This window comes from Exiguobacterium sp. s91 (genome assembly GCF_018618915.1).
GTDB lineage: Bacteria > Bacillota > Bacilli > Exiguobacteriales > Exiguobacteriaceae > Exiguobacterium_A > Exiguobacterium_A abrahamii.
This window is the reverse complement of the sequence record NZ_JACSMZ010000002.1, coordinates 109,095-129,570: the sequence shown is the minus strand read 5'-3', so window position 1 is coordinate 129,570 and position 20,476 is coordinate 109,095. Positions and strand designations below refer to the sequence as shown.

General features: G+C 47.2%; 21 protein-coding genes. 16 read left to right on the top strand and 5 right to left on the bottom strand.

The window, feature by feature from the left end; all coding sequences use genetic code 11:
- Positions 1–18 precede the first annotated feature (18 nt).
- Positions 19–903: a phosphoadenosine phosphosulfate reductase domain-containing protein gene (locus KNQ06_RS12115; RefSeq protein WP_023466896.1), complete on the bottom strand. Its 885-nt coding sequence runs from the start codon at positions 901–903 to the stop codon at positions 19–21.
- A 162-nt stretch (positions 904–1,065) separates the two neighbouring features.
- Between KNQ06_RS12115 and KNQ06_RS12110 the strand changes: the two genes are divergently transcribed.
- Positions 1,066–1,920, top strand: coding sequence for a P-loop NTPase family protein (locus KNQ06_RS12110; RefSeq protein ID WP_215148408.1), 855 nt, complete (start codon positions 1,066–1,068; stop codon positions 1,918–1,920).
- 36 nt (positions 1,921–1,956) lie between these two features.
- On the opposite strand, the gene KNQ06_RS12105 is transcribed toward KNQ06_RS12110, so the two are convergent.
- On the bottom strand, positions 1,957–2,427 hold the full coding sequence (locus KNQ06_RS12105) for a hypothetical protein (RefSeq protein WP_215148406.1): 471 nt from the start codon (positions 2,425–2,427) through the stop codon (positions 1,957–1,959).
- A gap of 145 nt (positions 2,428–2,572) precedes the next feature.
- The gene (locus KNQ06_RS12100) at positions 2,573–3,004 is read right to left on the bottom strand and encodes a VOC family protein (RefSeq protein ID WP_215148405.1); all 432 of its coding nucleotides are present in this window, start codon (positions 3,002–3,004) and stop codon (positions 2,573–2,575) included.
- 220 nt (positions 3,005–3,224) lie between these two features.
- On the opposite strand from KNQ06_RS12100, the gene KNQ06_RS12095 reads away from it, so the two are divergent.
- From KNQ06_RS12095 to KNQ06_RS12045, 11 genes are all read left to right on the top strand, one after another.
- The gene (locus KNQ06_RS12095) at positions 3,225–4,238 is read left to right on the top strand and encodes a LacI family DNA-binding transcriptional regulator (protein WP_215148403.1); all 1,014 of its coding nucleotides are present in this window, start codon (positions 3,225–3,227) and stop codon (positions 4,236–4,238) included.
- A 204-nt stretch (positions 4,239–4,442) separates the two neighbouring features.
- Positions 4,443–5,750: an ABC transporter substrate-binding protein gene (locus KNQ06_RS12090; RefSeq protein WP_215148401.1), complete on the top strand. Its 1,308-nt coding sequence runs from the start codon at positions 4,443–4,445 to the stop codon at positions 5,748–5,750.
- A 60-nt stretch (positions 5,751–5,810) separates the two neighbouring features.
- Positions 5,811–6,707, top strand: a complete 897-nt coding sequence (locus KNQ06_RS12085) for a carbohydrate ABC transporter permease (RefSeq protein ID WP_023466912.1) — start codon at positions 5,811–5,813, stop codon at positions 6,705–6,707.
- Between the two features lie 3 nt (positions 6,708–6,710).
- Positions 6,711–7,634: a carbohydrate ABC transporter permease gene (locus KNQ06_RS12080; protein WP_081637442.1), complete on the top strand. Its 924-nt coding sequence runs from the start codon at positions 6,711–6,713 to the stop codon at positions 7,632–7,634.
- 23 nt (positions 7,635–7,657) lie between these two features.
- Positions 7,658–9,004, top strand: coding sequence for a GH1 family beta-glucosidase (locus KNQ06_RS12075; RefSeq protein WP_215148399.1), 1,347 nt, complete (start codon positions 7,658–7,660; stop codon positions 9,002–9,004).
- Between the two features lie 61 nt (positions 9,005–9,065).
- Positions 9,066–11,423 carry a carbohydrate binding domain-containing protein gene (locus tag KNQ06_RS12070; RefSeq protein ID WP_215148397.1) on the top strand — a complete coding sequence of 786 codons (2,358 nt, stop codon included), beginning with the start codon at positions 9,066–9,068 and terminating at the stop codon, positions 11,421–11,423.
- A gap of 378 nt (positions 11,424–11,801) precedes the next feature.
- Entirely contained in the window at positions 11,802–12,275 is a 474-nt protein-coding gene (locus KNQ06_RS12065; RefSeq protein ID WP_215148395.1) for a hypothetical protein, read from the top strand.
- 18 nt (positions 12,276–12,293) lie between these two features.
- A complete protein-coding gene (locus tag KNQ06_RS12060; RefSeq protein ID WP_193748996.1) occupies positions 12,294–12,455 on the top strand; it encodes a hypothetical protein in 162 nt (53 codons plus the stop codon).
- Between the two features lie 109 nt (positions 12,456–12,564).
- A complete protein-coding gene (locus tag KNQ06_RS12055; RefSeq protein WP_082874247.1) occupies positions 12,565–13,083 on the top strand; it encodes an RNA polymerase sigma factor SigV in 519 nt (172 codons plus the stop codon).
- Positions 13,067–13,921 (top strand): anti-sigma-V factor RsiV, encoded by an 855-nt coding sequence (rsiV, locus tag KNQ06_RS12050; RefSeq protein ID WP_215085044.1) that lies wholly within the window; start codon positions 13,067–13,069, stop codon positions 13,919–13,921. The genes KNQ06_RS12055 and rsiV overlap by 17 nt, the downstream gene beginning before the upstream one ends.
- A 114-nt stretch (positions 13,922–14,035) precedes the next feature.
- Positions 14,036–14,332, top strand: coding sequence for an excalibur calcium-binding domain-containing protein (locus KNQ06_RS12045; protein WP_029343294.1), 297 nt, complete (start codon positions 14,036–14,038; stop codon positions 14,330–14,332).
- Between the two features lie 38 nt (positions 14,333–14,370).
- Here the strand turns inward: KNQ06_RS12045 and KNQ06_RS12040 are convergent, their stop codons facing one another.
- A complete protein-coding gene (locus tag KNQ06_RS12040) occupies positions 14,371–14,694 on the bottom strand; it encodes a thioredoxin family protein (protein WP_023466923.1) in 324 nt (107 codons plus the stop codon).
- 299 nt (positions 14,695–14,993) lie between these two features.
- On the opposite strand from KNQ06_RS12040, the gene KNQ06_RS12035 reads away from it, so the two are divergent.
- The gene (locus KNQ06_RS12035; RefSeq protein ID WP_058703546.1) at positions 14,994–15,863 is read left to right on the top strand and encodes a cation diffusion facilitator family transporter; all 870 of its coding nucleotides are present in this window, start codon (positions 14,994–14,996) and stop codon (positions 15,861–15,863) included.
- Between the two features lie 46 nt (positions 15,864–15,909).
- On the opposite strand, the gene KNQ06_RS12030 is transcribed toward KNQ06_RS12035, so the two are convergent.
- Positions 15,910–16,251: an ASCH domain-containing protein gene (locus KNQ06_RS12030; RefSeq protein WP_215148393.1), complete on the bottom strand. Its 342-nt coding sequence runs from the start codon at positions 16,249–16,251 to the stop codon at positions 15,910–15,912.
- 157 nt (positions 16,252–16,408) lie between these two features.
- On the opposite strand from KNQ06_RS12030, the gene KNQ06_RS12025 reads away from it, so the two are divergent.
- Genes KNQ06_RS12025 through KNQ06_RS12015 form a run of 3 tightly spaced genes read left to right on the top strand, consistent with a single transcriptional unit; the run spans position 16,409 to position 20,464 of the window.
- Positions 16,409–16,894, top strand: a complete 486-nt coding sequence (locus KNQ06_RS12025) for a MarR family winged helix-turn-helix transcriptional regulator (protein ID WP_215148391.1) — start codon at positions 16,409–16,411, stop codon at positions 16,892–16,894.
- On the top strand, positions 16,887–18,611 hold the full coding sequence (locus tag KNQ06_RS12020) for an ABC transporter ATP-binding protein (RefSeq protein ID WP_214806030.1): 1,725 nt from the start codon (positions 16,887–16,889) through the stop codon (positions 18,609–18,611). Before KNQ06_RS12025 ends, KNQ06_RS12020 begins: the two co-directional genes overlap by 8 nt.
- Positions 18,608–20,464: an ABC transporter ATP-binding protein gene (locus KNQ06_RS12015; protein ID WP_053452507.1), complete on the top strand. Its 1,857-nt coding sequence runs from the start codon at positions 18,608–18,610 to the stop codon at positions 20,462–20,464. Before KNQ06_RS12020 ends, KNQ06_RS12015 begins: the two co-directional genes overlap by 4 nt.
- Positions 20,465–20,476 lie beyond the last annotated feature (12 nt).

Genomic DNA, 20,476 nt, shown 5'->3' with positions numbered 1-20,476 from the left:
TTTTTGTATAGATTTTATTTATGAGAAAGAGCATACACAAGGAATTGTATCGTCTTTTTCACTTAAATATTTCTCAATTCCGTCTCTATCCATCAATTCTCTATATTCACGCAATGTGAATGGTCCACCATTTCTCTTTAGAATAGAAACATCTTTCTCAAACTTACTACGGAAGCGTTCTTCCATAGCTTCTTGCTCAGCATATTGCTCGGGCCAGACATTATATAAAAGAGCGTAATGACCTAAGCCTCCTCGGACACATCGACCCGCGCAGTTTGCGTGAGAAAAACCTAAACCATACATTCTCGGCAATGCAATTTTCCATTCATCACGAATAATCTCTTTTGTATCAAGATCACCTTTAAAAGTTTCAATCATAGGAAATCGTGTTTCTATCGGTTCGATTGGATTATGCTCATAGAAATTTTGAAGGTTGATAGCTCGATGCTGCTCATGAGGTCCAATACCGAAATAAAGGATTGGTTCAAGATTATGCTCGTCTCGAAGCTCTTCGAGATAAATCATTGTTTGACGAACCTTTAATTCCTCAGAGCATTTAGCCATACGTGAATTACCCAAGAATTTAACATCGTGGAAAACTTCATCAGGCGTTCTCCCATCTATTCGAGTAGTAATCTCCATACCGATATACTCTGCTACTTCATCCATGAATCGGTAGTTGTCTATATCTTCCCAAAGTGTATCAGTGAAAAAAAGAACGCAGTTTTCTTTGCCGTATTTCTGAACGATATGATAAGCAACATAAGCGGAAGATGCACCGCCACTAAACATTGCTACATGCACTGGCTTTCTACCAGATAATGAAGGAGTAGTACCTGCTTTTAATACACCTAGTGCTGATCGATCAGAGGTTTTTTGGGTCTTCACTTTATTCATATCCATCTCAAAACCACCTCTCTCGAAAACAAAATATCCATTTATTTTCTAATTATAAGTATAAGGTTCATTTCTAATTAAATACAATAATTTGTTTGACCTTAGTAGGGAATTAGAATTTAATCGTATAATACTTAGTAAAGACTAATTGTGAATAGAGGTCCCTATATGTATTCAAAACTCTTTCTCATCGAAGGACTCCCGGGCTCAGGTAAAACAACAACAGCTGAAGCATTAACTCGTCTATTGCAAAAGGAACAAATCAATACACGCCTTCATATCGAAGGTGATCTCAACCATCCTGCGGATTATGAGAGTGTCGCTTACTTAAAGATGGATGAATGGATAGACTTTCAAAGTAAATACGCTTCACTCGATGTCTTACGATTTGCTGAGGTGTTCAATGACTACGTGCTAATATCGTATCGTCAGTGGCAGTCAAAACAGGATGTTCCTGAAGCAGTACTTGCGTTTCTGCAAGCAAGAGATATCTATGAACTACCATTTGAGTTATATCAGTCAATGATCTTTAAAAAGTGGGAAGCGTTCGTCGCTCAAGCGTTAACGACGGATACAACATATGTTTTTGAGTGCTGTTTCTTGCAAAATCCGTTGACGATGGGGCTCATCAAATACGATCTACCGGAAGCGACGTTGCGAGCGTATATTGAACGCATAGCAACGATCATTACGCCGCTACAACCCGTTCTAGTTTATGTTAATCAAACGGATGTAGAAAAAAGCTTCCGTAAAGCACTAAACGAGCGTCCGACAGAATGGGCGGATGGATTCGTAGCTTATTACACCGAGCAAGCATATGGTGTGAATCGCTCGTTATCGGGAGTAGAAGGAACGATTACGATCTTACAGGCGCGAAAAGCATTAGAGCATCAGTTGTTAGAAATGCTTCCATTTAGAGTAGAGGTATTCGGAAATGAAGATTTCTCAGTAGAAGCAAGACAAGTCTGGTTAAATCAGTTGATTCAATCAACTGTGCGTTCGACTTCTTTAAGCGAGAGATAACTAAAAGGCGATTCCAAGTCACGGAATCGCCTTTTATCATTGCGACAAGCTCTCTATTTTTTCGAGTAAATCATCCTCGTATTTTCGATCAGAAATAACCTCGACGAGCTGATGAAAAGATAAAGCTGCTTGTTTAAAAGCTTGAATAAAGTCTGATGTATTATAGACTGTTTCTTCTTGATCAATGGTTAATGAGAAGCGATCTTTACTTATCTTTTTTAAGCACACTTCGATAGGTGTGTTCGGATAATAAAACGTAGCAGAGTCATCCTCTAGACAGTTTTTCAAAGCATCTGCATAGTACTGCCACAGTGGTGCAAGTTCGTCTGAGTGATCGGCTCCTTGCATGATTCCATTCTGGGTAAAAGAAATCGTACCGTCTAGATTTAAAAAGCCATCTTCTAACCAATCCTCTTTTTGCTGAATGTACACTTGAATGCGATCTTGTTCTGTGATGTTCACATGATTCTGTTCATTCTCTAAATAGATAAAGGTTTGGATATCCATAAAGTACGCTCCTTAATTCATTAGAAGTATCCTCTTCATTTTAATCCACAAAAATTTATTGTAGAAATTTGAATGGATAGAAAGAGTGGGGCGGTATGTTACTCATAGAAAAGGCGACTTTTGTAATAAAAGTCGCCTGAAAATATTAAGTGATAGGTACTTCACTCACTTCATGATTCAACTGCCACTGAACACCAAACGAATCTTCGACGATCCCATATGCTTCACTCCAAAACGTTTTTTGGATTGGCATGATGACGTTACCGTCTTTTGCGAGTTGATCAAATGTCTTCTGTAACAGATCCACGTCAGATAAGTGGAGCGCCAAGGTAACATTCTGACCGATCGTGACCGGATCATGTGGCATTGCGTCTGAGAACATTAAGCGGGTACCATGAACGATCAGTTCAGCATGTAGAACAAGCGACTGCATCTCTTCTGGGTAGGGCTGACCGTCAGGACCGGGACCTGGTCCGAACTCCATGATGTCCGGTAGTTCTTGACCGAAAACGTGTGCATAGAACGTGATTGCCTCGCGCGTGTTGCCGTTGAAGACAAGATACGGATTGATTGGCATGGGAAAGCTCCTCTCTAAAAAAGGCGAAGTGTGTTTTTTAAGTATACCAAACATTTGTTCGTATTAAAAGAAAAATCGATTTCTTTTTGTATTGAATCTAGTATAAATGATAACGTTTTCAATTTATCTGATTTTTCATTAAAAAATAGGTTGCAACTTCCAGAGAGACTTCGTATACTAAATTTATCGAAAGCGCTTTCGGTGAAATGGAGTGAGTAGCATGGGAACAATTTATGATTTAGCGAAGATGACCGGTTTTTCGATTACAACGGTCTCAAAAGCCTTAAATAATTATTCGGATGTCAGCGAAAAGACGAAAGCAAAAATCGTCCAAGCAGCAGCCGAGATGGGATACTTACCGAACGCGCACGCCCAGTCGCTCTCGACGAAACGTTCGTGGACGATCGGTGTCATGTTCTCGGAAGCACATGGCGTCGGAATGATGCATCCGTTCTTCAACGCGATCATTGAGAGTTTCCGAAAAGCAACAGAACAACAAGGGTATGACCTCATCTTCGCATCGCGGAACTTACGCAATCGCGATATGAGTTACCTCGAGCATTTCCGACACCGGGCAGTCGACGGCATCGTCGTCATCTGCTCCGATCAGATGGACCAGCACGTCCAGGAGTTGATTCAAAGTACGATTCCAATCGTCGTCGTCGACATGGATAGTGCCGATTGTAGTGTCGTCTACTCGGATAACATTACCGGGGGCACACTTGCCATCAATCATTTGCACGAACTCGGTCATCGGTTGATCGCCCACATTGCGGGAGATACGTCGACAGATGCGGGAAGAGCGCGGATTGAAGGCTATCAGCAAGCGATGGAACAACTTGATTTGCCGATTCTGGACGGTTATCTCGTTAACGGGGGATTCTTTTCCGGGGAAGAAGGCAAGCGGGCAATGAACGAGTTGCTGGCACTACCTGAACGACCGACAGCAGTCTTTGTTGCTGGGGATGAAATGGCGATCGGTGCGATTGAGGCGATTCATGAAGCCGGGTTACGGATTCCGGAAGACATCTCAGTCGTTGGGTACGATGATATCTACATGTCGCAGTACATCACACCGAAACTGACGACAGTCCGGCAAGATACGGAAACGATCGGTCAGCAAGCAGCATCAGTCTTGATTGAACAGATCGTCAATAAAAAACGGGTCACGACACGTGATGTCATCCCGGTTAACTTGATGGTTCGTCAATCGACAGGTCCAGTACCTGAATAACACAATCGTTGTTTCGGAATCGCTCTCGCTCGTTGTCAGTGAGGAAAAGCGAGAGCGATTTCGAAATCATTTTTTATCACTTTTTCCGAAAGGGCTTTCGGGAATTTTCTTTAAAGCCTTTTCGAAAGCGCTTTCGATATTTTTGAATAACAAATTGAAACCGCTTACCTATAAGCGGAATACTTAACAAAAGGATGAGATGAGATGAAGAAGCAATTAGTTAGCGTGTTAACAGTCGGTGCGTTAACAGCAAGCGTCCTTGCTGGATGTACAGGAAGCAGCGAAGAAAAGACGAGCGGCGGGAAAGACGTCTTGAAAATCTGGTCGTTCACGGATGAGTTAAAAGAACCTATCAAAAAGTTCGAAGAGAAAAACGGAGTCAAAGTCGAATTGACGATCGTACCGATCGCCGACTACCCGACGAAATTGAAACCAGCTCTTGAAAGTGGCGTCGGCGCACCGGATATCTTCACAGGTGAGATTGCGTTCCTCAAGCAGTGGGTCGATGCTGGGTACTGGGCGAACCTCTCTGAAAAACCATTCAACGCAGGCGAAGTCAAAGATGACTACATCCCGTACGTCTATGACATGGGGAAAGATAAGGACGGCAACGTGCGTGCGCTGTCATGGCAAACGACACCAGGTGGCGTCTACTACAAACGAAGCATCGCGAAAAAAGTTCTCGGTACAGACGATCCAAAAGAAATCGGCGGCATGATGGACTCGATGGACGGCGTCTTCGAAGTCGCTGAAAAAATGAAGAGTAAAGGCTACAAGATGTTCCCGGATGAAGGATCAATCCGTTGGTTCGCACAAGGGAACGACCCACAACCTTGGGTCAACGATAAGCAAGAGCTCGTCTTGACACAAGACAAGAAAGATTACATGGATTACGCAAAAGAACTTCGGACGAAACAATATACAGCCCTTGCGCCAGAATGGTCACCATCATGGTTCGCAGGCATGGATAAACCGGTCAAAGTCAAAGAAAACGGTAAAGAGACTGAAACAGAAGTCTTCTCTTACGTTCTCCCGACATGGGGTCTTCACAGTGTCCTCAAAGAAAACGCGAAAAAATCAGCGGGTGACTGGGCGGTCACAAGCGGACCGAGCCCATACTTCTGGGGTGGTACGTGGTTAGGTGTCTACAAAGATTCGAAGAAACAAAAGCTTGCGTATGATTTCGTCAAAATGATGACGCAAGACGAAGCGTTCTTAACAGATTGGGCAAAAGAAACAGGTGACGTGTTAGCGTACAAACCAGTTACTGAAAAAATCAAGACCGACTTCAAAGATGAGTTCCTCGGCGGACAGAACAACTATGAGTTCTTCCTTGATCAAGCAGACAAGATCACACCAGGGATCGTCACGAAGTATGACCAGCAGCTCGATACATTGTATGGTGCATCGGTCATGGAGTACGTCCAAGGTAAAAAATCAAAAGACGAAGCACTTGCTGAGTTCTACAAAAAAGTCAAAAACGCGTATCCGGACGTCAAAGTACCGGAATAAGGAGAGTAGGTGGGGCGATCCTCGCCTCACCTCTTCTTGTTTAAGAAAGGGGTTTGACCTGTGAAAAAACTCGATCGCCATGGGTATCTGTTCATCGCACCGTTTTGGATCGTCTTCTTGATCTTCAGCATCTATCCGGTTGCCTTGACTTTCTATTACAGCTTCACGAACTACACGGGCGCTGAAGGCGAACAACTCGTCGGACTCGCGAACTATACGCGGTTACTCGGGGATACGTACTTCATCGAAGCGTTCTTTAACACTCTGAAGATTTGGGGTCTGAACTTCATCCTTCAGATCGGCGGCGCTTTACTACTCGCCTTGTTGTTCTCGGATCTCCAGTTGAAATTAAAAGGACTTGCCTTCTTCCGGGCGACGTTCTACTTACCGAACTTGATCACGATCAGCTCGGTCGCTTTATTGTTCGGCATCTTGCTCGACTGGCAGCATGGTTCACTGAACATGATGTTGATGAAAATCGGAATCATCTCGGAGCCAATCAACTGGTTGACGCAACCGGTGACAGCACAAATTTCCGTCTCGCTCATCCTGACATGGATGTGGCTCGGTCACTCGTTCATCGTCGTCATGGCGGGCGTATCCGGGATCTCGAAGGACTACTTCGAAGCAGCCTTGATTGATGGGGCAACACGTTGGCAGATCTTCTCACGCATCACGTTGCCACTCTTAAAACCGATTTTGCTCTACATCATGATCACGTCCTTGATCGGTGGTCTGCAATTGTTCGACCTGCCGATGTTGATTACGGATGGTGTCGGTGCGCCAGATGGTGCCTTGAACACGATGGTGCTCTATCTCTATAATCAAGCTTTCAAATATAACAACTATGGCTACGCCGCTGCTGTCGCATACGGACTGTTTGCCATCACGCTCGTCTTTTCAATCATCGTCTTCAAAGGGATGTTCCGAAAAGAACGTTCACCGAAAGGAGCCTGACCGATGGAACGAAATGCAGAAGCACGTCGGATCGTGCCACAAACGGAGGAACAACCGGAGCGTTCCGAACGCCCGCTCAAGTTGACGCCACCACCGAAACAAAAGAAAGCCTGGTTCGGTAAAAGCGTCATCTATATTGGTCTCGTCGTCTTAACGATCGCCTGTATCATCCCGTTTTTGATGATGATCATCAACGCGACGCGCTCGAACGAAGAAGTCTTGTCCGGATTCTCGTTGATTCCCGGGAACTCGCTCGCTGAGAACTACGCCGCACTCAGTTCTTACGTCAACATCTGGTCCGGTTTCAAGAACAGCTTGATCATCGCCGTCCTCGTCACCGTCTTATCAGGGTATTTCTCGGCGTTGACAGCATTCGGATTCGCATTCTATCAGTTCAAAGGGAAGAATGCGATGTTCGTCTTCATGCTCGTCATGATGATGGTTCCGGGTCAACTCGGTTTGATCGGGTTCTATGAACTAAGTAAGAATCTCGGCTTGCTTGATAGCTACATCCCGTTGATTGTTCCGGCGATCGCGAGTCCGTTCACGGTCTTCTTCGTCCGACAGTATGTTCAGACGGTCTTGCACCCGAGTCTGATCGAGGCAGCACGGATGGACGGAGCGAGTGAGTTCCGGATCTTCCATACGATCGCTTTGCCGATGATGATGCCGGCGATCGCGACGATGTCGATCTTTACATTTATCGGTTCATGGAACAACTACATCATGCCGCTCGTCTTACTCTTCTCCCCAGAGAAGTATACGTTACCGGTCTTGATGGGCTTCTTGAAAGGGTCACAAGTCGCAGAGAACTTAGGCTCACTTTATCTCGGGATCGCGATTTCCGTCGTACCAATCATGATTGCCTTCTTGTTCCTTTCGAAATATATCGTCAGCAGTATCTCGGCAGGTGCCGTTAAAGAATAAGTAGCTTAAAGGAGATTACACATATGAAATTTGCACCGAACTTCGTATTCGGAACGGCGACGTCGTCGTATCAGATCGAAGGAGCCCACAACGAAGGCGGACGTACGCCTTCGATCTGGGATGCCTTCTGTGATGAGGACGGAAAAGTCTTCGAAAAACATAACGGTGATGTCGCTTGTGACCATTACCACCGTTATGAAGAAGACATTCAGCACATTAAACGTCTTGGCGTCGACACGTACCGCTTCTCGATTGCCTGGCCACGGATCTTCCCACAAAAAGGGGTCTACAATCCGGAAGGCATGGCGTTCTATAAGAAACTCGCGACACGTCTGCGGGCAGAAGGCATCAAGCCAGCCGTGACGCTGTACCACTGGGACTTACCACTTTGGGCACATGAAGAAGGCGGCTGGGTCAACCGAGCATCGGTCGACTGGTTCCTCGACTTCGCCCGCGCGTGTTTCACGGAGCTCGACGGGATCGTCGACTCGTGGATCACACACAATGAACCATGGTGTGCCGGGTTCCTCAGCTACCATCTCGGACAACATGCACCAGGTCATACGGACATGAATGAAGCCGTTCGTGCCGTGCACCACTTGTTGTTATCGCACGGAAAAGCAGTCGAACTGTTGAAGGGTGAATTCAAATCGGTCACACCGATCGGTATCACGTTGAACTTGGCACCGAAGTATGCGAAGACGAATTCCGTCAACGATCAGCTGGCCATGAACAATGCAGACGGATACGCGAATCGGTGGTTCCTCGATCCAGTCTTCAAAGGTCAGTATCCAGTCGATATGATGAACCTGTTCTCGAAATACGTCCATTCGTACGCGTTCATCGAGGAAGGCGACATGGAGACGATCTCCGTCCCGTGTGATTTCTTCGGGATTAACTTCTATAGCCGCAACCTCGTCGAGTTCAGTGCTGCGAACGACTTCCTGCAGAAGGATGCGTACTCGGATTATGACAAGACAGGCATGGGTTGGGATATCGCCCCGAGCGAATTCAAGGACTTGATTCGTCGTTTGCGTGCCGAGTATACGGATTTACCGATCTACATCACGGAAAACGGTGCGGCATTCGACGATGAATTAGTCGATGGTCGCGTCGCCGACCAGAACCGGATTGATTACGTCGCACAACACTTGCAAGCCGTGTCTGATTTAAACGAAGAAGGGATGAACATCCAAGGCTATTATCTTTGGTCACTGCTCGACAACTTCGAGTGGAGCTTCGGCTACGATAAGCGCTTCGGGATTCTCTACGTCGATTTCGAGACACAGGAACGGATTTGGAAAGACAGCGCTCACTGGTATGCGGGCGTCATCGAGCAACATAAGGCAACGATTCCGCAAGAAGCGTGACAAAGGAGGCAAGGTCGAACATTCGTCCTTGCCTCTTTTTGACTAAGAGGAGGAAACAGACATGAAGACATGGGTAGCACTGGCGGTCGGGACCGGTTTATTTCTGAGCGGTCAAGCGGTCGACGCGAAGGCAGATAAAAAAGAGACGAAGTGGAAGCTCGTCTGGTCGGATGAGTTTCAGGCAAAACAACTCGACCGGACGAAATGGACGTACGATACGGGGAACTGGATCAAGGATGCGAACGGACAACCGGTCTCACCGGGTTGGGGCAACAATGAAAAACAATACTATACGACGAAGCAGGACAACTCGTTTATTCGCAACGGGAAACTCGTCATCAAGGCAAAGCAGGAAAAGACGACGGATGATCTCGGTACATACGATTACACGTCGGCGAAGCTGAAGACGAAAGGATTATTCAGTAAGACGTACGGGCGTTATGAGATCAAAGCGAAGCTGCCGACCGGAAAAGGGCTTTGGCCTGCGTTCTGGATGTTACCGGAGCAAGATAAGTACGGTGCATGGGCAGCGTCCGGTGAGATTGACGTCATGGAAGCTTGGGGCAGTCAGCCGGACAAGGTCGCTGGAACGATTCACTACGGAGAAAACTGGCCAAATAATAAATATACGGGGAAAGACTATCACTTCCCAGACGGACAGCGGATCGACCAATGGCATACGTACGCGGTCGAGTGGGAGCCGGGTGAGCTCCGTTGGTACGTTGACGGCAACCTCTATCAAACACAAAACGATTGGTACAGCAAAGGCTTGAACGCGGCAACGAACTATAGTTATCCGGCACCGTTCGACCAAAACTTCTATCTCGTCATGAATCTCGCGGTTGGTGGTTGGTTCGATGGAGAGGTCGATGCGACGACGAAGTTCCCAGCCGAGATGGAAGTCGACTACGTCCGGGTCTACGATTTAAAAAATCGAGCGTACCGCGAACCAGTCGAACCGACCTACGAAAACGTGACGTTACCGGACGGAGCCAAGCAACCAATCGAAGGGAATCTCGTCTACGACACGACATATGAACAACCGGTCACGATGATCACTGGAAATCAGTCGTTTGATCCGCTGTACTGGAACTATGTCACGCTCCCAGACTTCGGTGGCAAAGGAAGCCTTGCGATCATTGAAAAAGAAGGGCAACGGATGGCAGACGTCACGATTGATCAGTCTGGTTCACAGACGTATTCTCACCAACTGATTCAAAACGTATCCCTTGCGCAAGGTGGACGTTACCAAGTCAGCTTTGACGCGAGCAGCACAGCAGACCGGAAGATGATGGTCAAAGTCGGCGGTGGGGCAGAGCGTGGCTACACGAAATATTCGAATGAACAGTCGATTGCTCTGACACCGAGCGTCAAACGACATATGTTCACGTTCGATATGGCGGCAGAGACGGATCTCGCAGCGCGTCTTGAGTTCAACCTCGGACTCGAAAAAGCGGGTGTCCAGATCGGGAACGTCCGTGTCGAACAGATTCCACGCGGCGTCATCGATGAAGATGCAACGAAACCGGCACTACCGGACGGGAACCTCGTCTACAACGGAACGTTCGATCAAGGGGCGATGGATCGTTTGACGTATTGGCACTTCAACGGTAGCAAGCGGACGACAGGGTCTGTTGATCCCGAGTCACGTGATTTCCGTTATGAAGGACATGGACAAAAAACGACGGCACGCTTAACGCAAAAGGGACTTCAACTAGAAGCCGGGCATGCGTATCAACTGCGATTCACAGCAGGTGCGAAAAAAGCGAAGTCACTTCAGGTGAAAATCACGGGGGCACAAGAGCAATTAAAACAGACGACTGTACCGTTGACGAAACAAGCAACGACTGTCGACATTCCGTTCACGGCTACACAAACGGCAGACGACAATCAGCTTGTGTTTGACTTCAGTGGACAAGTCGGGAAAATCTCGCTCGATGATGTGGAGTTGATCGATGTGACACCGGTGCCGGTTGATCCGTCACCACTGAAGAACGGTTCGTTTGCGAACGGATTGACGTCGTGGTCGTCGTACATCCACTATGATGCACAAGCCGCTATCGCAGCGATCAATGAAGCAGCAAAAGTCCAAGTCACTGCGGAAGGACAAGAACCATGGAGTGTCTTGCTCGAGCAAGGGAACTTGGCACTCGCAAAAGGTAAAACATATGAGTTGAGCTTTACGGCATCGTCGACCGTACCACGTCCAATCGAAGTGACGATCGAAAATGCTTCCTATACGCGTTACTTCAGTCAAGTCGAGCCGATCACGGCAACACCGAAAACGTATAGCTATACCTTTACGATGGGACAAGCCGATACGGGTGCGTTGAAGTTCTTGATGGGACGCGCGGAAGGTTCGCCATTCGCCGCGCATGACGTGACGATTGATGATGTGAATCTTAAAGTGAAGGAATGACCGAAACAAGGGTTTGACTCAAAAAAAGAATGACTCATCTTTGCACGCTCTTTCCACAGGCGAGACACAAGCCAGTTTTCCTGCTTCATCCAAGCAGGAAAGCGGGTCTTGTTTGTCTCTGACAGCGCAAAAATGCGCTTCTTCCTGTAGGAGTGGCGTGCAACGCGTCATTCTTTTTTACGAGATAAGGGTGGCAGATCATCATTCTGCCACCCTTATCTTTTGTATAGACTGACTGATGAGTTAGCCCTTGTTGTAGTGTCATCAGCTTAAACAAAAAAGCCGAACTATTTTTCGTGATGAAAAAGGAATAAAACCCATCATATGGAATATACAACGTAGAAGTGACATCTATTCGTTTTCAGAGGAGGAAACGTCATGCGTCAAAGGTACATACCGTATCGGCTCATCTTCATCGTAGGTTTACTTGGCATGATCGGCATCAATGGATGGTCCGCCATGCTCCATCCGGACGGCACGATTAACGGCTGGCAAAGCATCGCCTCCGTCGTCTGGCTCGTTATTCTAGTCGGGTCGCTATTCTATATGAAGGAAGAAAAGGCGCTTCGCCTCGTGGTCTGGTATATCCGGATTGGTCTCGCTGCAGCGTTATTCATTTATGGTGTTTCGTTACTCGAAGGCGCATTTTCTGAAACGATTTGGTTTGATGCATTGGCGAGTGTTCAGTTCGTGTTCTATTTTCTCTTCGTTATCCCATTGTTTGGATTAAATGCCTGGACCGATGTATTGTTTGGTGAGTTTTCGTTATACATGAGTGTCTTGTACGGTATCGCCTTGATTACGCTCTACGTAAAGGTCTGGAATGATACATCGCGGCATTTGCATTATTAAGTAGAAAAGGTGAATGGTATGTTGAGTCCCGTGAATGAGCGCGAAGAACGGACGGGGAAACGTGAACGCCGAAAACAACGGAAAATCGATGTGGGATGCGTCACGATCGTCGGCATTCCATTACTTTTCATCGTTCCGTTTCTGTTGATCATTCTTATCTTAATGAAGTCTGCTCCATGAAAAGGTGACCTGGTGTCACCTTTTTTTGTTGTGTCGTCAACTTTTTTCTCGACTCGCCCGTCTTAATGATGTATACACAGAACGATATCGAAAAAAGGAGCCGCGGCCTATGACCTCTCGTCAAATGAGAAAACGGGAAAAAGCATTCGTCCGTTTTTTAAAGCAATACAAACCGAATCTCTACTGGTTAGCCTACAGTTATATGAAAAATGAACAGGATAGCCTGGATGTCATTCAGGACAGCATCCAAAAAGCGTTACAGTCGCTCGATCGACTCGAGGATGAGGAACGGATGAAAGCCTGGTTCTATCAAATTTTGACACGAACAGCGATTGATGCGATCCGGAAGCGTCAGCATAGTATCAGTTACGACACGGATCGACTGATCGAACTCGTCGCGACGAAAGAAGATACATACCCGGATTCCGATTTACGACAGGCGCTCGAGGAGCTACCGGTCATGTACCGGGAAGTCGTCATCTTACACTATTTCGAGGACTTGATTTTAAAAGACGTCGCGACGATTTTAGAGCTGAATTTAAGTACGACCAAGTCCCGGCTGTATAAAGGGTTGACCTTACTGAAAATGAAATTGAATGGAGATGAGTTAGATGTCGAACAAACTTGATGATCTGAAACAGGCATACCAACAACCACCGGTTCCAAAAGAACTCGATGAAATGATTGCCCGAGTCGAGCATCGGACGCGTCCTTCGCGGACGAAACGATCCGTACTGATTACAGCCGCCGCCATCACGTTATTCGTCGGCGGATTAAATAGCAGTACATCATTTGCGGACGCGATGGCGAAGGTGCCGGTCTTTGGTCAACTGACTGAGATCGTGACGATCGACTGGAAAGAGACGAAGACACAACAGTCGGCTGATATCAAATCCCCTCAAGTGACGTTACCGGACAAAGCACTCGAGCAACAACTGAACGAAAAGTATATTGCGGAAGGACAAGCACTCTACGAAAAGTTCAAACAGGAGACGAACGGACAGGAAGGGGTATTTGCCGTCGATAGCCGCTACGACGTTAAGACGGATACAGACGACTTGTTGTCGATCGGGCGAACCGTTACCGAGACACGGGCAAGTGCATCGGAAAGCGTTCAGTACGATACGATTGATAAGAAACAACAACTTGTCCTGACGTTACCGTCCTTGTTTAAGGATGACGGATATATCACGACGATCAGTGAGTATCTAAAAGAAGAGATGCGTCGCCAAATGAAAGCCGATGAAGGGAAGGTCTACTTCGTCGAAGGAACACCGGATGTACTGGAGGACGAGCAGTTCAAGCAGATTTCAGCGAAACAAAACTTCTATATTACGGCAGATCACAAATTAGTCCTGTCGTTTGATGAGTACAGCATCGCGCCAGGATATATGGGCATCGTCGAATTCAAGATCCCGACGTCAATCTTAAAAGATGACCTCGTCAGCTCGTCCTATATTCGTTGATTGTCAGATTTTAAAAATCATTGATGTAAAAATGAAAAAAGAAAACAATTTTTTAAAATGACCTCTTATAATCAAAAGACAAATTGTCGTTTTTTGAAAAAAGGAGGAATCCCTATGAAAAAATGGAGTCGGCTTGTACTAGCGGGTGTCGTCAGTCTCGCCTTGATCCATGTTCCAGCAGCCAGTGAAGCGGCAACGAAAGCAAAAGCCTTTAAGAACTGTACGGAAATGCAGAAGACGTACAAAGGCGGTGTCGCCAAAAAAGCGGGTCTAAAAAATCGGACAGGGTATGACAAGAACGGAAAACCGATCTATAAAGCAACGAAGTACAAGGCGTACGTGAGCCTTGCGACGTATAACTTAAACACGAAGAGCGACCGGGATAAAGACGGCATCGCGTGTGAACGTTAAAAAAATAACCTGACGCTGCGGCGTCAGGTTATTTTTGCTTAGTTGAAGTTTTGCTTTAAGAAGGCTGTAACTTCTTCTGGTGTTTTAGCATTTGCACTGTGCAAGTGCGCCAGTTTTTCATTGTTTTTGAAGACGAGCAAGCTTGGGATTCCCATGACATCATGGTTCGATGCGATTTCAGGGAACTCATCCTTGTCGATCGTGTGGATTGGTAAGTGGTCGAATTGTGACTCGACGTCCGGCATGAAGTAATCCATCCGTTTGCAGTCTGGGCACCAGTCTGCTTCGAACTTAATGATGACCGGTGCATCACTTGAAATCAATTCCTTGAATGTTTCTTCACTCTTAATGAATTCTGCCATTGTGAGAACTCCTCCTCTTGGTGTTGTATCTTTAGTCTACCGATTCCCTTCAGAACTTGCACGAATTATGTTTGTTAAAGAGTCTGACAAGTCAAAAAAGTTGGTTGCTCTTTAAGGTAATGTTGCTGATTTTCTTCAAAAACGCCACATGGCTCTATTGAACCTGTTTTGGTGTAGAGAAACATTATTGCGCTTTTGTTAATTACCTAGTTCGAAACAAAATGATTTCTCTAGACCCACTCGATTTCTGACTGGTACGATGAGGTTTGCTAATCGCAGAGAAAGTGGGGGCGACGAGAATGGAACAACAAAAATACGATAATCTAAAACGCGGCGAACGCGGTGCGATGATCAGTATCGCAGCTTATATCTTGTTATCATCTTTAAAATTAATCATTGGGTATACAGCAGATTCTGCCGCACTCCGGGCGGACGGTTTGAACAACGCGACGGACATCATCGCGTCGATCGCTGTCTTGATCGGCTTACGGATTTCGCAACGTCCGGCAGATGACGATCACAAGTACGGACACTGGAAAAGTGAGACGATTGCCTCGCTCGTAGCTTCCTTCATCATGATGGCAGTCGGTCTTCAAGTCTTGATCGATACAATCTCGACGTTGTTCGAAGGCAAACAGGAGTCACCGGATATCCTCGCAGCATACGTCGGAATCGGTTCAGCCCTCGTGATGTACTTCGTGTACCGCTACAATAAGAAATTATCCGAGGAGATTGATAGTAAAGCCGTCATGGCAGCAGCGAAAGATAATTTATCCGATGCGTGGGTCAGTGTCGGGACGACAATCGGGATCGTCGGTTCACAGTTCGGTATGCCATGGCTCGATGTCGTGACCGCGATCATCGTCGGCTTCTTGATCTGTAAGACAGCATGGGACATCTTTACGGAAGCGTCACATGAACTGACGGATGGCTTCGATGAGAAGAAGCTGAAAATGTATGAAGATGTCATTTTCGATCTCGAAGGTGTCAAAGGCATCAAATCAATCAAAGGACGTAATTACGGCAACAATGAAGTCGTCGATGTCGTCATCCTCGTCAACTCCACCTTGAATATCCATCAGGCGCACGATATTGCGACACGTGTCGAGGATACGCTGACAGAAGAATATGGTGTCTACGATATCCATGTTCACGTCGAACCGGAATGAATTGAAAAACGTCTTTTCTACTGTAAGCGTAGAAAAGACGTTTTTTTTATGGTTCTAATACGATCGTCAGAGCCAGTGCCCCGTACTGTTGCTCGGCTTCTTTTGAATAGATCGTATAAGTCGACGTCACGAGTTCGTCGAGCGACCAACCGACACAGTCGATAGCTTCGTTTGGAATGTGTTCATAAAGCGCTCGGAAATCAGGAAAGACTTGTCGTTTTGTTACACGAACAAGTAGTGTCTCGCTCGTTTCCGTATGCGTGAACCGAATCTGATCACCGACTTTTACCTGTTGTCGTTTTAAATCATTTAGTCGAATCTCGACGGTCTTTCGTCCTTGTTCAATCGAACGAAACGGTTCTTCAAATAATCCCATTTCATGTCTCATCTATGCTCACTCCTTGTGTTCCTTGAGCATAGCAAAAACTATGTGATTTTTCACATTGCCTTTTCGTTGACAATCAAAAATAATCGGCGTAATTTAATTCATATAAGTAATTGTTCCTTTTGGAACGATTTGAAATGGAACAAGGAGGCGAAACAAGATGGATCAAACGGAAACGACCCGTTCGACTGCGATGATGCAGTCGTTTTGGAATGTCCAGCGCCATCTGGTCCGAGCAGCGCATCAGACGGCACAGGAAAACGGACTCAGTTTACCGCAATTTCATAGCTTGATGACGATTGCACCGCGTGGACCGATCTCGCAAAAAGAGCTCGCTGCACATACGCACTTACCGAAAAGTACCCTCAGTCAGTCGATTGAAGGTCTCGTCCAATCGGGCTGGGTCATTCGGGAGACGAATCCCGACAATCGACGGGAAGTCGTCTTAAAGCTTAGTGATCAAGGGCAGCAATTCGTCACTGACATCAAGGAACAAGAGAATGGGATGCAACGTCAACTGGAGCAAGTGCTTGCGACGATTGACCCGGACGTATTCGAACAGATGCTTGAAACACACGCAGTGATTGCTGAGGGAATCGGTCAGATTTTACGTCCAGATCTGAAAGGAGGATGTTCGGATGATTAAGTTACTCAAACGGTTGACGGTCTATAAATGGGCGGTCCTTGCTGTGCTCGTCTTGGTTTTTGCGCAGTCGATGTCCGATTTGTATTTACCGACACTGATGGCGGACATCATCGATAAAGGCGTCGTTACCGGCGATACCGCGTATATCTGGAAAATTGGTGCCGTCATGCTCGGGATAACCGGTGTCGGGGCGTTAGCTGCCGTTGCCGCCAGTTATTATTCATCGAAGGCGTCGATGGGACTCGGACGGGATATCCGTCGCCAAGTCTTCAACCATGTTGAACGGTTCTCCCTGCAAGAGTTCGACCAAGTCGGAACGGCGTCATTGATCACACGGACGACGAACGACATCACGCAAGTCCAACAAGTCGTCATCATGATGTTACGGATGGTCGTCAGTGCGCCGATCATGTTCATCGGTGGATTGATCATGGCTGTCTCAAAAGATGCCAAACTATCACTTGTCATCGTCGCGGCGATGCCGGTCCTTGTGATTTCAATCCTGTTGATCCTGTGGAAAGGGGTTCCGTTGTTTGGGAAAGTCCAAAAACGACTCGACCGTCTGAACCTCGTCCTGCGGGAGAACTTGACGGGGATCCGTGTCATCCGTGCCTTTAACCGGGAACGTGATGAACAAGTACGATTGACAAAAGCGAACGCGGATTTGACAGAAGTCTCGATCAAGGTCAATAAAATCATGGCGTTCTTGATGCCAGTGATGATGCTCGTCATGAACTTGACGGTCGTCGGTGTCATTTGGTTCGGGGGCATTCGGATCGATAATGGCGGCATGCAAATCGGGGATTTGATGGCATTCATCCAGTACGTCATGCAAATCATGTTCGCGCTCGTCATGGCGTCGGTCATGTTCGTCATGATTCCGCGAGCAGCTGTCTCGGCGAAACGGATCAATGAAGTTCTCGAGATGACACCAACGATGACAGATGAGGGGACACAAACCGCTGACCGTGAAAAAGGAACGCTCGTCTTTGATCGTGTCACGTTCCGTTACCCAGGTGCTGAGACACCTGTCTTATCCGACATCAGCTTTGCGGCACGACCAGGTGAAGTGACGGCTGTGATCGGCGGAACGGGTTCCGGTAAATCAACTCTCGTCAATTTGATTCCTCGTTTTTATGACGTGACGGAAGGGAGCATCCGGGTCAACGGTGTCGATAGCCAGGATGTACCGCAAGAGGAACTGCGGTCGAAAATCGGCTTCGTTCCTCAAAAGGCGCTACTGTTCACGGGTACGATCGCTGAAAACATTCGTTTCGGGAAAGAGGACGCGACAGACGAAGAAGTCGCGCATGCGGCGCAAATCGCACAAGCGACCGATTTCATCGAACGGATGCCGGACGGTTACGAAGCACGGATCGAACAAGGTGGATCGAACGTCTCCGGTGGGCAAAAACAACGGTTGTCGATTGCGCGAGCACTCGTTCGTCGACCAGATTTATATGTCTTTGATGACAGTTTTTCGGCGCTCGACTTTAAAACTGATGCGGCACTTCGGAAAGCCTTACGGGAAGAAACACGCGAGGCAACCGTCTTGATCGTCGCTCAGCGTGTCAGCACCGTCATCGATGCCGATCAAATCATCGTCCTGGATGAAGGGAAAGTCGCTGGAATCGGAACGCATGATGAATTGTTTGCTGACAATGCCGTTTATCAGGAAATCGTTAAGTCACAACTATCAGAGGAGGAAATCGCATGAGTGAGAAAAAACGACCTGCCGGCGGTCCTCCGCCTGGTGGTCCCGGTGGCGGAAATATGATGATGCTCGGAGAAAAACCAAAGGATTTCAAAGCAACGTTCCGTCGTCTGCTTCGGTATCTGCGTCCGCGTCGGACAGCACTCGTTGGTGTTTTCCTTGCAGCCATCCTCAGTACGGTCTTCATGATTGCCGGTCCGAAAATCATGGGAACGGCAATCACGGAATTGTTTGAAGGGGCATATGCGAAGTTCCAAGGTGTGCCGGGAGCGGCAATCGATTTCACGAAAATCGGACAGATCCTGCTCTGGCTCGCTGGACTGTATATCATCAGTAGTCTGTTTAATTACTTGCAACAGTATTTGATGTCAGGTATCGCTCAAAAAACAGTCTACGATTTACGCGAAGACGTCAATCATAAACTCGAACGCCTGCCGTTGAAATACTACGATGGTCGTCCGAACGGGGAGACACTCAGCCGCGTGACGAACGATATCGATACGATCGGCAGTACATTACAACAAAGTGTGACATCGTTCATTACCTCAATCGTGACAATCGTCGGGATTTTGATCATGATGTTGACGATCAGTCCGCTGTTAACACTGATTTCACTTGTCTCATTACCGGTCTCGATTTTTGCGATTCGTCCGATTTTGAAACGGTCTCAAAAATACTTTGCTGACCAACAACGGACGCTTGGCCAATTGAACGGACACGTCGAAGAGATGTATACCGGACACTCAGTCGTCAAAGCGTTCGGACATGAACGCAAAGCGGTCGAGCAGTTTGATGCCGTCAACGAAGAGTTGTATGAAGCAGGACGTAAAGCACAGTTCATCTCCGGGATCATCATGCCGATGATGATGTTTATCGGAAATATCAGTTACGTCCTGATCAGTATCGTCGGCGGGATTCTCGTCACGCAACGGGCGATCTCGATCGGGGATATCCAAGCGTTCATCACCTATACACGCCAGTTCACGCAACCAATCACACAAACGGCGAACATTGCGAACATCGTTCAATCGACGGTCGCAGCAGCGGAACGTGTCTTCGAATTACTGGACGAAGAAGAAGAAATCAAGGAAGTGACGACACATCGTCTCACGCAAGCTGAAGGAGCGGTCGCGTTCGAACACGTTGATTTTGGTTACGGAACCGATCTCTTGATCGAGGACATGAACATCGATGTCGCACCGGGACAAACGGTCGCGATCGTTGGACCGACGGGTGCCGGTAAGACGACGATGATCAATCTATTGATGCGCTTTTATGAGTTGAACGGGGGGACGATCCGGATTGACGGCATCGATACCCGCGAGATGTCACGCGAAGACTTACGGACGACGTTCGGGATGGTCTTACAAGATACGTGGCTTTTCAACGGTACGATCCGAGATAATCTTGCTTACGGTAAGAGTGGAGCGACCGAGGAGGAAATCATCGCTGCAGCCAAAACGGCGCACGCTGATCACTTCATCCGGACGTTGCCGGACGGGTATGATACGGTCTTGAACGAGGAAGCCTCGAACATCTCGCAAGGTCAAAAACAGCTGTTGACGATCGCTCGGGCCGTTCTTGCTGATCCGCCGATCATGATTCTCGATGAAGCGACCTCTAGTGTGGATACACGGACAGAAGTCTTCATCCAGCAAGCGATGCGTCGCTTGATGGAGGGACGGACGAGCTTCGTCATTGCCCATCGTCTCTCGACGATCAAAGATGCCGATTTGATTCTCGTCATGAATCAGGGAAGTGTCATCGAACAGGGCACACATGAAGAATTGCTCGAAGCAGACGGGTTTTATGCAGATCTGTACAACAGTCAGTTCTCTGAAAAAGAAGTCGTTTGAGGTAGGACAGTG